13 protein-coding genes are annotated in these 14209 nt (G+C 70.1%); 6 read left to right on the top strand and 7 right to left on the bottom strand.

Translation table 11 applies throughout. The annotated features are described in order from the left end of the window. Nucleotides 1-57: 57 nt before the first annotated feature. On the top strand, nt 58-1572 hold the full coding sequence (locus ACIP6U_RS30750) for an alpha/beta fold hydrolase (RefSeq protein ID WP_401724462.1): 1515 nt from the start codon (nt 58-60) through the stop codon (nt 1570-1572). 79 nt (nt 1573-1651) lie between these two features. Continuing rightward, complete coding sequence (locus ACIP6U_RS30755; RefSeq protein ID WP_401724464.1) at nt 1652-2155, top strand: hypothetical protein; 504 nt, start codon at nt 1652-1654, stop codon at nt 2153-2155. Here ACIP6U_RS30755 and ACIP6U_RS30760 read toward each other — a convergent pair. Together ACIP6U_RS30760 and ACIP6U_RS30765 are read right to left on the bottom strand one after the other, a co-directional pair. Next, on the bottom strand, nt 2124-3011 hold the full coding sequence (locus tag ACIP6U_RS30760; protein WP_401724466.1) for an LLM class flavin-dependent oxidoreductase: 888 nt from the start codon (nt 3009-3011) through the stop codon (nt 2124-2126). The two genes, ACIP6U_RS30755 and ACIP6U_RS30760, sit on opposite strands and share 32 nt — an antisense overlap. 23 nt (nt 3012-3034) lie before the next feature. Further along, nucleotides 3035-4054, bottom strand: coding sequence for an aldo/keto reductase (locus ACIP6U_RS30765; protein WP_401724469.1), 1020 nt, complete (start codon nt 4052-4054; stop codon nt 3035-3037). A gap of 159 nt (nt 4055-4213) precedes the next feature. On the opposite strand from ACIP6U_RS30765, the gene ACIP6U_RS30770 reads away from it, so the two are divergent. The 3 genes from ACIP6U_RS30770 to ACIP6U_RS30780 all read left to right on the top strand — a co-directional run bounded on the left by ACIP6U_RS30770 (nt 4214) and on the right by ACIP6U_RS30780 (nt 7116). Then, nucleotides 4214-4807 carry a TetR/AcrR family transcriptional regulator gene (locus tag ACIP6U_RS30770; protein WP_401724471.1) on the top strand — a complete coding sequence of 198 codons (594 nt, stop codon included), beginning with the start codon at nt 4214-4216 and terminating at the stop codon, nt 4805-4807. A gap of 75 nt (nt 4808-4882) precedes the next feature. Next, on the top strand, nt 4883-5350 hold the full coding sequence (locus tag ACIP6U_RS30775) for a MarR family winged helix-turn-helix transcriptional regulator (RefSeq protein ID WP_401724473.1): 468 nt from the start codon (nt 4883-4885) through the stop codon (nt 5348-5350). A gap of 116 nt (nt 5351-5466) precedes the next feature. Continuing rightward, nucleotides 5467-7116 (top strand): MFS transporter, encoded by a 1650-nt coding sequence (locus ACIP6U_RS30780; RefSeq protein ID WP_401724815.1) that lies wholly within the window; start codon nt 5467-5469, stop codon nt 7114-7116. Here ACIP6U_RS30780 and ACIP6U_RS30785 read toward each other — a convergent pair. From ACIP6U_RS30785 to ACIP6U_RS30805, 5 genes are all read right to left on the bottom strand, one after another. After that, nucleotides 7073-7591: an AAA family ATPase gene (locus ACIP6U_RS30785; protein ID WP_401724475.1), complete on the bottom strand. Its 519-nt coding sequence runs from the start codon at nt 7589-7591 to the stop codon at nt 7073-7075. The two genes, ACIP6U_RS30780 and ACIP6U_RS30785, sit on opposite strands and share 44 nt — an antisense overlap. A 9-nt stretch (nt 7592-7600) precedes the next feature. Further along, complete coding sequence (locus ACIP6U_RS30790) at nt 7601-8362, bottom strand: sulfite exporter TauE/SafE family protein (protein WP_401724478.1); 762 nt, start codon at nt 8360-8362, stop codon at nt 7601-7603. Between the two features lie 151 nt (nt 8363-8513). Further along, a complete protein-coding gene (locus ACIP6U_RS30795; RefSeq protein ID WP_401724481.1) occupies nt 8514-9743 on the bottom strand; it encodes a glycoside hydrolase family 88 protein in 1230 nt (409 codons plus the stop codon). A gap of 135 nt (nt 9744-9878) precedes the next feature. Then, the gene (locus ACIP6U_RS30800; protein ID WP_401724484.1) at nt 9879-11408 is read right to left on the bottom strand and encodes an APC family permease; all 1530 of its coding nucleotides are present in this window, start codon (nt 11406-11408) and stop codon (nt 9879-9881) included. A 166-nt stretch (nt 11409-11574) separates the two neighbouring features. After that, nucleotides 11575-12600: an alcohol dehydrogenase gene (locus tag ACIP6U_RS30805; protein WP_401724487.1), complete on the bottom strand. Its 1026-nt coding sequence runs from the start codon at nt 12598-12600 to the stop codon at nt 11575-11577. A gap of 390 nt (nt 12601-12990) precedes the next feature. On the opposite strand from ACIP6U_RS30805, the gene ACIP6U_RS30810 reads away from it, so the two are divergent. Further along, entirely contained in the window at nt 12991-13986 is a 996-nt protein-coding gene (locus tag ACIP6U_RS30810) for a LacI family DNA-binding transcriptional regulator (protein ID WP_401724490.1), read from the top strand. Nucleotides 13987-14209 lie beyond the last annotated feature (223 nt).

Genomic DNA, 14209 nt, shown 5'->3' on the forward strand with positions numbered 1-14209 from the left:
GGGGAGAGTTGTGACCTCTGGTAGCTCTGAACCCCCACACAGCATGGAGACAGTCACATGAGACGGTCCCTGGTGGGCGCCATCACAGGCGCCTTCCTTCTGCTGCCCCTTCCGGTGGCAGCCCCGTCGTCCGCAGCCTCCTCACCTCCCGTGGCCGCTGTCACCTGGACGGACTGCACCGACCCCGCCCTCGTCCAAGCCGGCGCCGAATGCGCCGAGCTCCAGGTGCCACTGGACCACGCACATCCGGCCGGAACGAAGATCACCCTGGCGCTGTCCAGGATCCGGCACACCGTGCCCGCGGACCGCTACCAGGGAGTCGTACTGGCCGCCCCCAATCCGCTCGGCGGTTCGGGCTACAGCGATCCGCTCCAGAGCACGCGCCTGCCCGCGACCGCCGCGGGCGCGTACGACTGGGTCGGTTTCGCCCGCCGGGGCCTCGCCCCGAGCGCGCCCGCGCTGTCGTGCGAGAGCGGGTACTTCTCCTACGACCGACCGGCCTACGAGCCCGCGACGGCCGCTGAGGAACAGGCCTGGCTCGACCGGACCGAAGGCTATGCCCGGGCCTGCGACACACCTGAACAGTCGGCGCTGCTCGACCACATGAAGGCGACCGACACGGCGGCGGACATGGAGACCATCCGCACCGCGCTCGGTGCCGAGCAGCTCACCATCTACGCCCACTCGTACGGCACTTACGTCGCTCAGGTCTACGCCACCCTCCATCCGCAGCGCGTCCGCCGCATGGTCCTCGACAGCAACGTCGACCCCCGCCGCGTCTGGTACGACGCGGCGAACTTCGACCAGAACGCCCAGTTGGAGGAGAACACGCTGCTCTGGTTCGACTGGCTCGCCGCACACGACGACGTCTACCACCTCGGTGCGACCCGCCAGGCGGTCACACAGGAGTGGGACACCCAACTCGCCTCGGTCACCCGGACGCCCGCCGCCGGAGTGATAGGCCCCGACGAATGGGCCGACATCTTCCTGGTGGCCCCCTACTTCCAGGCGAGTTGGCCCCTGCTGGGCAGCGCGTTCTCCGGCTGGGTGCACCAGGGCGACGGCGCCACGCTGAAGGCCCTGTTCGACCAGCTCATGCAGTTCGGCAACGACAACACCTACGCCGCGCTGCTCGCCGAGGTGTGCACGGACGCTCCCTGGCCGACGGACTACGCGCGCTGGAAGGCCGACACGGAAGCGTCCGCCGCCGTCGCACCGATGACGACATGGGGCAACACGTGGTTCAACGCGCCCTGCCGCACCTGGGGTGCTTCCGCGGGCAAGCCGGTTCGTGTCACCGGTAGGGCGGTCGGCAGCGCACTGCTGGTCGCGGAGACCCTCGACGCGGCCACACCGTTCGAGGGCAGCCTCGAAGTACGCGCACGCTTCCCGCACTCGGCGCTCGTCAGCGTGCCGGGCGGCACCACCAACGGCGGGACACCCGGCACCAACTCCTGTGTGGACACGGCGATCGCCGCCTACCTGACCACCGGTGCTCTGCCCTCCCGCACGCCCGGCCGGCACGCCGACCTGGAGTGCGCGCCCTCCCACCTTCCGAGCCCCACCGGCTGACCGACCGCCCCTCCGCGTGCGCGGAACGCACCATCGAGAGGGTTCTCGCTGGGGATTTCCGACCGGCGAACTGTGGGCCGTGGCCGATGCCGCGGCCCGCAGCCCCAAGTGGCCTCCCGACCGCAGCGTTCTCCGTACGGGCACTCACGGTCCCGCTTCTCCGCGCCGGAGTGCCTCGGACGGTGTCGCGGGTGACGGCCAGGGCCGAGCCGACCCGTTCGGGGCGGGCGCGGTCGCCGGTGAGCGCGAGGGTGACGGCGCCCCCGTGCGCGAGCGATGCCGGGGCCAGGGCGAAGGCCTCGTCCGTGGCGGGATCGACCCGGCGTACGAGACCCTCGACGCTTCCCGCGGACGGCAGGTCGGGGTCGAACGGATCCGCCGACTCGGTCTCGAACCTCGCCACTTGAGGACAGCCGTCGGCCAGGACTCGCCCCGACAGCTCGTGGAGCGCCGCGTCCAGCGGGTCCCCCGAGACGCGGCCGAGCAGTTCAGCGGCCGAACCCCGGACGGACAGGCACCCGGACGCCGTGGCGAGCTCCCTTGGACGCCGGTCACCGTGTCGACGGAAGCACCTGGTGAATGAGCTCGTCGGCCACCCACCGGACGACCTGCGCGGGGTACGGCGTCGGCACCCCCAGGACGATGTGGTGGAAGCCGGCGTCGATCGCCAGGCCGATCGCCGCGCGGGTGACGCCGGGGTGGTCATAGGAGACCGGCAGGTGGATGGAGCGGGTGATCGTGGCGGGGTCGCGGCCGATCTCGGCGCAGTAGCGGTCCAGCAGCGCGCTGCGACTGATCACGTCTTCTATGTCGCCGCCCGGGATGTTCCACAGGTCGGCGTGTTCGGCGACCACGCGCAGGGTCGCGGACGAGCGGCCGCCGATGAGGATCGGCGGGTGGGGGCGCTGGACGGGTTTGGGGCTGCCGAAGGCACCGGTGAGGTGGTGGTACGTGCCGTGGAAGTCGAAGGGCTTGTCCTCGGTCCACAGTCGCCGGATCACCGTGCAGGCTTCGGCGAGGCTCCCCACGGCGTGCGCGGAGTCGTGGAACGGCAGCCCGTGGGCCTCGTACTCGCGTCGCGCCAGTGGGTGGTCGGGCCGTGAGCCGACACCGATGCCGAAGTCGAGGCGTCCTTCGGAGACGATGTCGACGGTGGTGGCGATCTTGGCCAGCAGCGCGGGCGGCCGGAATCGGTTGCTGGTCACCATCACGCCGAGCCGTAGGCGTCGGGTCTGGGCGGCCAGGGCGGAGAGCAGGGTCCAGCCCTCGTAGGCCGGTCCGTCCGGGTCGCCGCCGATCGGCATGAGGTGGTCGAACAGCCAGGCGTGCTCGATCTCCGGGATGGTGTCCGCCTCGCGCCAGACCCGCAGGACGTCGTGGTAGTCGACCTGTTGCGGGGCGGTCATGATGCCGAAGCGGGGGCGAGGTGTGGGTGGCATGGGTCGTCGGTCCTCTCGGGCGGTCAGCGGCGCCGCAGTGCCGGGTCGAGCAGTGCGGGCGGGGTGTCGGACTTCTCGTGCGGGGCCAGGTCGAGACCGGGGGCGACGATCGAGTCGATGGCGTCGAGGACGTCCGCGGAGAGCACGGTGTCGGCGGCGGCGAGTTGTGAGTGCAGGTGGTCGAGGGTGCGGGGGCCGATGAGCGCGGTGGTGACGGCCGGGTGGGCGGTGACGAATCCGAGTGCGAGCTGGATCATCGTGAGGCCCGCCTCGTCGGCCACCTTGGCGAGCCGCTCGACGGCGTCGAGCTTGGCGCGGTTGGCGGGGACGGTGGTGTCGAAGCGTTGCGGCATGAAGGTCGAGCGGCTGGTGGTGACCTCCCGGCCCGCGCGGATCGCGCCCGACAGCCAGCCCGAGGCCAGCGGGCTCCAGACCAGTACGCCGAGCCCGTACTCCTCGGTCACCGGCAGGACGTGGGTCTCGACACCGCGCTGGAGGATCGAGTAGCCGGGCTGTTCGGTGACATAGCGGTTCAAGTGGCCGTCACGGGCGGCCCATTGCGCCTGGACGATGCGGTAGGCGGGGAAGGTCGAGGACCCGAAGTAGCGGATCTTTCCCGCGCGTTGCAGGTCGGTCAGGGTGGACAGGGTCTCCTCGTCGCCGGTGTTCGGGTCCCAGCGGTGGATCTGGTAGAGGTCGACGTGGTCGACGCCCAGGCGGCGCAGGCTGTTGTCCAGTGCGGTGACCAACCACCGCCGGGAGCTGCCCTGTTGGTTGCGCTCCTCCCCCATCGGCATGCCCGCCTTCGTCGCGAGCACGATGTCGTCGCGGCGGCCGGCGACGGCCTTGCCGACCATCTCCTCGGACTCGCCCCGGCCGTACATGTCGGCGGTGTCGATGAGGTTGATCCCCGCCTCCAGGGCGGCGTCGACGACGGCGGTGGCCTCGTCCTGGGTGGTGCGCCCGATCCGGCCGAAGTTCATCGCGCCGAGCGCGAGTGTGCTGACCTGGATGCCGGTGCGGCCCAAGGTGCGGTACTGCATGACGTGTTCCTCCGGTGCGGGTTGAGCGCGGTGACAATGCGCGGAGTGGTTGCCGGAACACCTGCTCTGGCATCATGAGTAAACGGAACGTCGTTCCGGAAACGACGATACGGAACCGTGTTCCGCTTTGGCAAGCGCGGTGGCGAAAGGAGCGATCCGGTGGGGAACGACGACGAGGGCCCGGGACAGGCAGCCCAGCCCAAGCGGAAGGACGCCCGGCGCAACAAGGAGACCCTGCTCGACGCGGCGGCCTCGGTCTTCGTCACGTCGGGCGTGGAGGCGCCGGTACGCGACATCGCGGCGAAGGCCGGAGTCGGGCTCGGCACGATCTACCGCCACTTCCCCACCCGCGCGGACCTGATCGTCGCGGTCTACCGGCACCAGGTCGACGCCTGCGCCGAGGCGGGCCCGGCCCTGCTGGCGAGCAGCGCGTCGCCGCACGCCGCACTCGGGCAGTGGATCAACCTCTTCGTCGACTTCCTGGTCACCAAGCACGGGCTCGCCGCCGCGCTGAAGTCCGACAACGCCGGCTTCGACACACTGCACGCCTACTTCCTCGACCGCCTCGTACCGGTGTGCGGCACCCTCCTCGAAGCCGCGTCCGACGCCGGCGAGATCCGCGCCGACCTCAAGGCCTACGAGCTCATGCGCGGGGTCGGGAACCTCTGCATCGGCGCGGAGAGCGATCCCGACTACGACGCGCGCCGACTGGTCGAGCTCCTCGTCGCGGGGCTCCGACAGCCGCGGCCATGACGTCAGCGTCCAGGGCGACGGATTTACTAACAATTGATTGAGCAGTTCAGGCTGATAAGCCTAGTGTGAGTAAACGTGCAGACGGACACGGAAGCAGACAGCGGCAACGCCCTCGACCCGAACGACACCGCGCGGCTCGCGGCCGATCTACGGCTCGCGGTGGGCCGGGTGAGACGACGGCTGCGGCAGGCCCATGCCGTGGGGGACGTGTCCCTGTCCGGTGTGTCGGTGCTCGCCCGGCTCGCGTCCGACGGTCCGGACTCGCCGACGTCCCTCGCCGAGTCGGAGCGCGTGCGCCCGCAGGCGATGGCGAGCACGCTCGCCGTCCTCGAACAGCGCGGGCTGGTCCACCGCTCCCCCGACCCCGCGGACGGGCGGCGCAGCATCGTGGCGGTCACCGAGGAGGGTCGCTCGATGCTGGACGAGCGGCGCTCCGAGTCGATCAACCGGCTCAGCACCGTCCTCGACGAGTTCAGTACCGAGGAGCGGGCCACGCTCGCGGCGGCCCTGCCGCTGCTCGACCTGTTGGCGGAGCGACTGTGAGCGGCGCCTCGAGGCTGGGCTCCCCGCGGTCGGCCCGCCACAAGACCACTCCGGTCGGCCCGGGATACAAGTGGGTCGCGCTGTCCAACACCACGCTCGGCGTGCTGATAGCCACGATGGACGCCTCCATCGTGATCATCTCGCTGCCCGCGATCTTCCGCGGTATCGGCCTCGATCCGCTCGCGCCGGGCAACATCGGCTATCTGCTGTGGATGATCCTGGGCTATCTGCTGGTCTCGGCGGTGCTGGTGGTCGTACTGGGTCGGCTGGGCGACATGTTCGGCCGGGTGCGGATCTACAACCTCGGCTTCCTGATCTTCGCGTTCGCCTCCGTCGCGCTCTCGTTGGACCCGTTCCACGCGGGAGCGGGCGCCATGTGGCTGATCCTGTGGCGCGTCGTGCAGGCCTTCGGCGGGTCCATGCTCACCGCCAACTCGGCCGCCATCCTCACCGACGCCTTCCCCGCCCGGCAGCGCGGCATGGCCCTGGGCATCAACCAGATCACCGCCCTCGCGGGCCAGTTCCTCGGCCTGCTCGCGGGCGGCCTGCTCGCCGTCGTCGACTGGCGTGCCGTGTTCTGGGTGAGCGTCCCGATCAGCATCACCGGCACGATCTGGTCCTACCTCAGCCTCCGCGAGACCTCGGCGGGCCGCCCCGGCCGGGTCGACTGGCTGGGCAACCTCACCTTCGCGTCGGGCGCCGGCATCCTGCTGGCCGGCATCACCTACGGCATCCAGCCCTACGGCGGCAGCGCCACCGGCTGGGGCAACCCCTGGGTGCTCACCGGCCTGTTCGGCGGCGTCGCCCTGCTGCTGCTCTTCTGCTACATCGAGACGCACGTCGCCGAGCCCATGTTCAACCTGGCCCTGTTCAGGATCCGGGCGTTCACCGCGGGCAACCTGGCCGCGCTGCTGACCTCGATCGCGCGAGGCGGGCTGCAGTTCATGCTGATCATCTGGTTGCAGGGCATCTGGCTGCCCCTGCACGGCTACGACTTCGAGGACACTCCTCTGTGGGCCGGCATCTTCATGCTGCCGCTCACGATCGGCTTCCTCGTCGCGGGCCCCGTCGCCGGCTATCTGTCCGACCGGTTCGGCGCCCGCCTGTTCTCCACGGCGGGGCTGGTCGTCGTCGCACTCTCCTTCCTCGGGCTGCTCGCCCTGCCCGTCGACTTCGACTACGGGCTGTTCGCCGCGCTGTTGCTGCTCAACGGCCTTGGCCAGGGCCTGTTCTCCGCGCCGAACACGTCCTCCATCATGGGCAGCGTGCCGGCCGAGTTCCGGGGCGTCGCCTCGGGGATGCGCTCCACCTTCCAGAACTCCGGTACGGCCCTGTCCATCGGTGTGTTCTTCTCGCTGATGGTCTCGGGGCTCGCGTCCAGGCTGCCGACGACACTGAGCAGCGGACTTCAGGCCAACGGTGTACCGGCCGGAGCGGCCGAGCATGCCGCCTCGCTGCCTCCGGTGAGCACGCTCTTCGCCACGTTCCTCGGCAACAACCCGATCCAGCACCTGCTTTCCGCCGACGGCGCCCTCGACCACGTGTCGGCGGCTCAGCGGGCCGTCCTGACCGGCCACACCTTCTTTCCGCGGCTGGTCTCCGGTCCGTTCCACCACGGTCTGGCGATCGTGTTCGGCGTCGCCGCCGGCATGGCCCTGGTCTCCGCCGTGGCCTCCGCCCTGCGCGGCAGCCACCGTGCCGAGCCCACGCTCACCTCGGAGATCAAAGAGAGGCCAGCCAAGTCGCCGTCTCGGCCGGGCGGTTGAAGCGGAGGGTGTTGAGGGGGGCGAAGCGCGGGTCGTCGGTGCGGTCGGTGATCTCCCGCTGCCGAGGAGCGTGTTGGGACCAGGCCCACCGCACCGGGTGCTCTCGGCTCAGCCAGCCTGACCAGGGTTCCCTGTTGCCGCTGAAGATCAGCTCGCGCGTGATCGTGCGCCGAAGGGAGCGGCGCAGGATGCGAGGCATGATCACGCGCTTGCGGTAGTCCAGCCAGAGCACGGTGTCCGCCCGGTCCCAGAGGAGGTCACGGACCTCGGGATAGCCGATCGAGTCGATGATCCACCGCGGTTCGGCGGCGATCCTCGCCATCTCCTCGGTCAGCTTGTCGTTCACGGTCCAGTTCGGGCCCGAGAAGTACAGCGCGTCCATCTCGTGGTACGGAATTCCCAGCCGTTCGCCCACTGCCCGAGCGAGGGTCGACTTCCCCGCGCCGGTGACACCCACCACCAAGATCCGTTCCATGCAGGCACCTTACGCCCGGAGCCACAGCGAGACGGCGAGGCCGAGGCCCGCCAGCGCGATCGCGATGCGCAGCGGCTTCTCGGGAAGGCGCCGTACGACCACCGGACCGACCCGGCTGCCGACCAGACACCCGAGGCCGAGGGCGACGGCGGCCGTCCAGTCGACAGGGGCGAGGAAGGCGTAGGCGACGGCCGCCGTGACGTTGGCGGCGCCGGTGACGATGTTCTTCACGGCGTTGGTCACGGGCAGGGGTTCGTTCGCCGACAAGGACAGTACGGCCAGCATCAGGACGCCGGCCGCGGCGCCGAAGTAGCCGCCGTACAGCCCGACGAGCAACACCGCGCAGACCAGCGGCAGTTTGGAGCGCACGCCGCCGGTGTCCTTCTCGCGCCGGGCGGCCAGTCGGCGCAGTGGTTCGCGGACGAGGATCAGTACCGAGCCCAGGGCGATCAGCCACGGCACGACCTGCTCGAACGCCGAGGAGGGAGTGCTCAGGAGCAGTGCCGCTCCCACCGCTCCCCCGGTGGCCGCCAGGAGCGAGAGGCGCAGCAGGCGGCGCCCCTGGCCACGTAGTTCCTCGCGTGAACCGGCCGCCGTACCAAGGGTGTTGGTGAACAGCGCGACGGTGTTGGTCACGTTGGCGGCCACCGGCGGCAGTCCTGCCGCCAGCAGCGCCGGATAGCTGAACAGCGAGGCGAGACCGGCGATCGATCCGGCGAGACCGGAGGCCACGCCGGCGAGCGCGAGCAGCAGTACGGAGCCGGCGTCCACGCGGTTGCTCCCTGGGTCGAGCGGTCCCACGTCGCGCCGTTGCGACTCGGCCCGCCGTCTGTCGGCGGGCCCGGGCAGTGCATGTCCCAGGGTACGGATGGCGTCTACATGCGGAGACGGCGGGTCGAGGTCAGGTCGGACCCTGGTGAGGTCACGCCACGGTGGACAGGTCGATCGCCCGGTCGACGTCGTTCGGGCGCAGTACTCGCAGGATGCCTTCGAGGAGGTAGTAGTCGGCGTACGGGAGCGAGACCTCGATGCCGTCCTCGGCGGGACGGTTGCGGGTGCAGCGGGCGACGGCCGCGTCGGCTCGGGTCGAGTTCCTCGTGAGGCAGGTCTCCGACAGCGCGGTGAGCAGGCGCAGGGCGACATCGCGGTAGGCGGGGCGGCCGGACGCGGTGGCCAGGTCGATCAGTCCGCAGGCCATGATGGCGCCGGCCGACGCGTCCTTGATGTCGTTGGGCGCCTGGGGCGCGCGGTAGTCCCACACCGGGACGTTGTCGGGGGTCAGTGCCGCGACGGCGTAGTCGGCGAGTTTGCGTGCGGTGGCCAGGAACTCCGTGTTGCCGGTCCGCCTGTACATGGTGGTGAATCCGTAGATGCCCCACGCCTGTCCGCGTGACCAGGCGGACGTGGGGCTGTAGCCCTGCACGGTGTTGGGCCCGATGGCCGCGCCGGTGGTCGGGTCGAAGTCGTACACGTGCGGGATCGATCCGTCGGCGCGGGGGAAGACGCGCTGCGCCGTCTTCGCGTGCTCGATCGCGATGTTGAGGTATTTCGGGTCGCCGGTCTGCCTGCTCGCGAAGGCCAGCAGGTCGAGGTTCATCATCGTGTCGATGATGACCCGGCCCGCGTTGGACGTGTCGCTCAGTGCGCCCCAGGCCCGGATGAAGTGGCCCTTCGAGTTGTACCGCTGGATCAGGGAGTCGGCCGCACGGATGGCGCCGGTGCGCCAGCTGGCGTCACCCGTCAGCCGCCAGGCGGTGACCCATGACGGGTAGAAGAGGAAACCGAGGTCGTGCGTCCCCGTGTCGGTCTGCCGGGGCGCGAGCCTGGCCGCTGACGCGAGTGCCCAGGTGCGGAAGGCGGTGTCCCCGCTGTGCAGCCAGGCCATCCACAGCGTGCCGGGCCAGAAGCCGCCGACCCAGTCGCCGTTCTGGGAGTACGTCCATTTCTCGAACTTCGTCCCGACCGGGAAGCCGGTCGCATTCGGCGCGACCGCGCGGACCTTCGCCACCGCGTAGTCGGCCGCCGCGCTCAGCGTGCTCAGCGTCGATACCGGTAACCGGTCACTGACACCGGCCGCGGCCGGTGTCGCGGACGCGTAGACGGCTGCGGCGCCCGCCGCCGTGGCCAGGACCGTACGTCGGGAAACAGTCATGCCCGCACCTCCAACTGGTCAACGGGAGTACGCAGTTGACCGAGCTTTGCACAGCGGCATCAGTGGTGTACACCACCGTGTGCGGAGTTCATCCATGTGAACCGCTGGAGAGGTAAAGGCACTTCGGGGTCGCGGCTACTCCTTCACGGCGGCCGCCCTGCGCGTCGGACTGCCCAGTGCCCAGAAGAGGACGCCGAGGAGCATGAACCCGGCGAGCGGGACGGCCTCCGTCAGGAGGTACTTCCAGCGCTCCCCGTAACTCCAGCCGTCCGGCGCGTAGTCGGAGCCGAACCAGTGGTCGCCGAGCCCCGGGGCGATCAACTGCACGCTCGCGAACAGGATGAGCAGGGTGAGGACCACGCTGATGGTGCGCGGGAAGGGCGCCTTGTACGGGCGCGGGACGTGCGGGGCTTTGCGGCGCAGTACCGCGAGGGCGGGGAAGATGCCCAGGTAGCTGACGAGGGTGGTGGAGACGGCGAGGCCGAGGACGGCGCCGAAGAGCTTGGCCGCGCTGCCGTTGGTGAGTTGGTGGGCGAGGACCAGGACGAGGGTGGAGACCAGGCCGCTGAGGATGTTGACCCGTACCGGCGTGCCGAACCGGCTGGAGATGACGCCGAGGAAGCGGGGCGCGGCGCCGTCGTAGCCGGAGACGGCGAGGGCGCGGTCGGAACCCATGACCCAGGTGACGCCGGAGGACAGCACCGTGAGGATGAACATGACCGCGGCGAGGTCCCCGAGCACGCTGCCCGCCCCGCTGAGCGTGGCCGTGCCATCGGCGCCGACGTGGCCTCCGTACACGGTGAAGACCTGGCGGATCGCGTCGATGAAACCGCCGAGGCCGGTGATGGCCTTGACCGGGAGGACCAGCAGGATGCCGAGGATCGGCAGGGCGTAGAGCAGCACCGAGAGGCCCGCGCTGCGGAAGATGGCGAAGGGCACGTCCTTCTGGGCGTCGGTCATCTCGTCGCCGGCGGTGTTGGGCAGCTCGAAGCCCACGTAGTTGAACATCAGGACGGGCACCAGACCGACGAAGCCCGCGTACGTCGGGGAGAAGTCGCCGAGCCCGAATCCGTGCAGGCCGTGCTTGATGCCGTAGATGACGACCGTGAGGGTGAACAGGCCGAGCAGGACGAAGCGGCTCCAGGCACCGATCGTGGGGATCCACTTGCCGACGTCGAAGGAGAGGATCGCGGCCAGGACGCCCACCCAGATGAACACGAGGGTGAAGGCGTAGAAGGCGGGGGTGCTCAGGTCGTTGCCGTCGTTGAAGAAGGTCGTGTACGCGGTGACGGCGGAGACGGCGAGGGTGCCGCCGAGCCAGACCGGGTTGGTGATCCAGTACAGGAAGTTGTTGACGGCGCCCGCGAGGCGGCCGAAGGCGCGGCTGGTCCAGATGTAGGGGCCGCCCTCCTCCGGGAAGGCGGCCCCGAGTTCGGCGATGAGCAGCGCGGAGGGCACGAAGAACACCACGGCCAGCACGATGAGCCAGGTGAACGCCTCCGCGCCGGACGAGGCCACGGTGCCGATGGTGTCGACGCCGACGATGGTGCAGAGGAGGAAGAAGAGGATGTCGAAGCGGCCGAAGTGCTTGCGCAGCTTCTGCCGCTCCGTCTGGGCTGCTGCCGGCGTGCCGGCCGCGTCGAAAACTGTCTGGCCAGCGGTCACCGGGAGCTCCTGCGTGCTCGTGCCACGGGTGGGATTCGGCCAATGATCGGGCTCCGCACAAAAGCACACAAGTGTTCATTTACAAGTCTTGACCATTACTTCTTCCGCTTTGTTTCACCTGTGACTCCGGCGCTGTTTCGCCGCCGTAACGAGCCGGTGGGCGGCCTCACCCGGTGGTGAGCACCATCCGGAAGCGGGCGGCGCCCGAGAGCATCCGCCGGTACGCCTGGTCGACCTGGTCCAGCGGCACGGTCTCGGTCATCGGGCGGATACCGTGCAGGGCGCTGAACTCCAGGGTGTCCTGGACGTCCTGTGCCGTACCGGACGGATGGCCGCGCACGATCTTGGCGCTCATGAGCAACTGGGTCGGATTGATGTCCAGCGACTCGGGCGCCCCTCCGATGACGATCAGTTCACCGCGCGGCGCCAGCCCGTCCACGGTCGAGCTGATGGCGGCGGAGTTGCTCGCCGTGGCCAGTACCGCCCTGGCTCCGCCGAGGGACTGAAGCGCCTCGGCGACGGACGTGTCCGCCGTACTGTCGACGTAGTGGTGGGCGCCGAGCTGCTTGGCGAAGTCGGCCTTGTCGGCTCCCCTGGCGATCGCCACGGTCTCGAAGCCCATGGCCGTCGCGAACCGCACCCCGAGGTGACCGAGACCGCCGATCCCCAGCACGGCGACCAGATCGCCGGCCCGCGCGGAGCTGCGCCGCAGTCCGTTGTACGTGGTCACGCCCGCGCAGGCCATGGGGCCCGCGTCGGCCGCCGACAGCGCCTCGGGGATCCGGGCCAGGGCGTCGACGGGCGCGATCATCATCTCGCCGAAGCCGCCGTCGTACGCCCAGCCCGGGACCTTGAGGTTCCGGCAGACGATGAAGTCGCCCTGCCGGCACTGGGGGCAGTGGCCGCAGCTGCCGCCGAACCAGCCGACCGTCACCCGGTCGCCCACCTGCCAGCCGAACTCGTCGGCGCCCTCGCCGAGTTCGTCGACGCGGCCGGCGATCTCGTGCCCGGCCACCACCGGGAACGTCAGGCCGGGCACGGCGCCGTTCACGAACAGGGTGTCGCTGCGGCAGATCCCGCAGGCTTCAACGGCCACCCGCACATGCCGGGGGCCCGGCCTCGGTACGTCACGCTCGGTGATCTCGAAGGTCCCGCCGGCGGCGGCCACCTGTGCCACTCGATAGGTACTCATGCGTCTCCCCGGAAGTCGCGTACGACCACCCCCGCAGCAGTGGATCAGCCGTGGGCCGATCGTGCGCGTCGAACAGAAGTCGAGCAGGAGGGGTGAGGGGGCGGGCCTCGCCGGAGAGCACGCCCGCACGGTCGGAACCCACGGAGCGTGACATCACACCCGGCATGTGTCGCCTGCGGGTCACCTCCCTGTCGCGCGCGTTCCGACGCGCGAGCGCATCCATCCCACCACTCCCCGACCGGCCCCACAACACGGCGGATCGAGCGGATCGCGCCGACGGGGTGTCCGACTCCTCGGACACGCTCTATGGTCACTGTTACGATTCAGTGACGCACACCACTCGGTCGGACACGTCGTACCGACATGTCCGAGATGTTCCAGGAGGCTCCCATGGCGGGCAGGACCGGCCGCGTGACGGCGACCGACGTCGCCAAGGAGGCAGGGGTCTCGCAGACGACGGTCAGCTATGTGCTGAACGACGTGCCGCACCAGAAGATCTCAGAGCAGACCCGTCGCAAGGTGCTGGACGCGGTCGCGAAGCTGGGCTACAAACCGTCGGCCGCCGCCCGCGCGCTCCGCCTGGGCCGCAGCGACCTGGTGCTGATGTTCCTTCCGGACGTTCCCGTCGGCGGCACCCTGACGGCCCTGGTCGAGTTGCTCGGCGACGAGCTGGAGCGCCACGGCCTCAATCTCGTCACCCGGCGCGAACGGCACGCCCCCCTCGAATCGCTGTGGCGGGAACTCGCACCGGCGGCCGTCATGACGGCCTTCGACGTCCCCGACGAGGACGTGGCCAGCATGCGGGCGGCCGGCATCCACGTGGTCAGCGCAGGCATGAGCCCGACGGACAACCCGGGTGTCCTGACCGTCCCCCAGCGCCTCATCGGCACGATGCAGGTCGAGCGGCTGGCGGCGACGGGGCACACGCGTATCGGTTACGCCGCTCCCGGGGACTCCCGGCTGCGGGACTTCCTGACCCTCCGGCTCGACGGTGCCCGTGCCGCCTGCGCGGAACTCGGTCTCGAACCCCCCGTCGTGCTCGAAGTGCCCCTCGACATCTCGGCAGCGGCCGCCGCGGCCGAGCACTGGCACTCGGCCGTCCCGGCGGTCACGGGAGTGTGCGCCTACAACGACGAGACGGCGTTCGCCCTCCTCGCGGGCATGCGCAGGGTGGGCCTGACCGCCCCCGGCGACCTCGCGGTGATCGGTGTCGACAACGACAAGCTCGCGCCCTTCGCGATGCCGCCGCTGACGACGATCGACAACAACCTCGACATCGTCGTGGGCCGCGCGGCCCGGATGATCGTCAACGGCGTGACCGGCCGCTCGCTGCCGACGCAGCCCCAGGTGACACCGCTGAGCCTGGTCGTGCGCGAATCGGCCTGACGCCGGCCGGCCCCGGTCGGGGGCGCCCTTCAAGCCCTTCGCCCACTTCAAGCCCTTCGCGTCCTTCAGGCGTGCCAAGACCAGGCAGGCCAGAGCCAGGCGTGCCAGCACGCCCCTCTCCCCCGAATTCCGGCTTTCCGGAAATCACTGATGCACGGGTCTTGTGGCCCGCCACGGGCTGGGCTTACGTTACGCATACGTTTCACTTGTACGTATCAGTGGC

Source organism: Streptomyces sp. NPDC088794 (genome assembly GCF_044750545.1).
Taxonomy (GTDB): domain Bacteria; phylum Actinomycetota; class Actinomycetes; order Streptomycetales; family Streptomycetaceae; genus Streptomyces.

Excerpts from the sequence above, each read along its gene's own strand:
- ACIP6U_RS30750 (WP_401724462.1), top strand. The coding sequence starts at position 58 with ATGAGACGGTCCCTGGTGGGCGCCATCACAGGCGCCTTCCTTCTGCTG.
- ACIP6U_RS30760 (WP_401724466.1), bottom strand. The coding sequence starts at position 3,011 with ATGCCACCCACACCTCGCCCCCGCTTCGGCATCATGACCGCCCCGCAA.
- ACIP6U_RS30765 (WP_401724469.1), bottom strand. The coding sequence starts at position 4,054 with ATGCAGTACCGCACCTTGGGCCGCACCGGCATCCAGGTCAGCACACTC.
- ACIP6U_RS30780 (WP_401724815.1), top strand. The coding sequence starts at position 5,467 with ATGGACGCCTCCATCGTGATCATCTCGCTGCCCGCGATCTTCCGCGGT.
- ACIP6U_RS30785 (WP_401724475.1), bottom strand. The coding sequence starts at position 7,591 with ATGGAACGGATCTTGGTGGTGGGTGTCACCGGCGCGGGGAAGTCGACC.
- ACIP6U_RS30795 (WP_401724481.1), bottom strand. The coding sequence starts at position 9,743 with ATGACTGTTTCCCGACGTACGGTCCTGGCCACGGCGGCGGGCGCCGCA.
- ACIP6U_RS30805 (WP_401724487.1), bottom strand. The coding sequence starts at position 12,600 with ATGAGTACCTATCGAGTGGCACAGGTGGCCGCCGCCGGCGGGACCTTC.
- ACIP6U_RS30810 (WP_401724490.1), top strand. The coding sequence starts at position 12,991 with ATGGCGGGCAGGACCGGCCGCGTGACGGCGACCGACGTCGCCAAGGAG.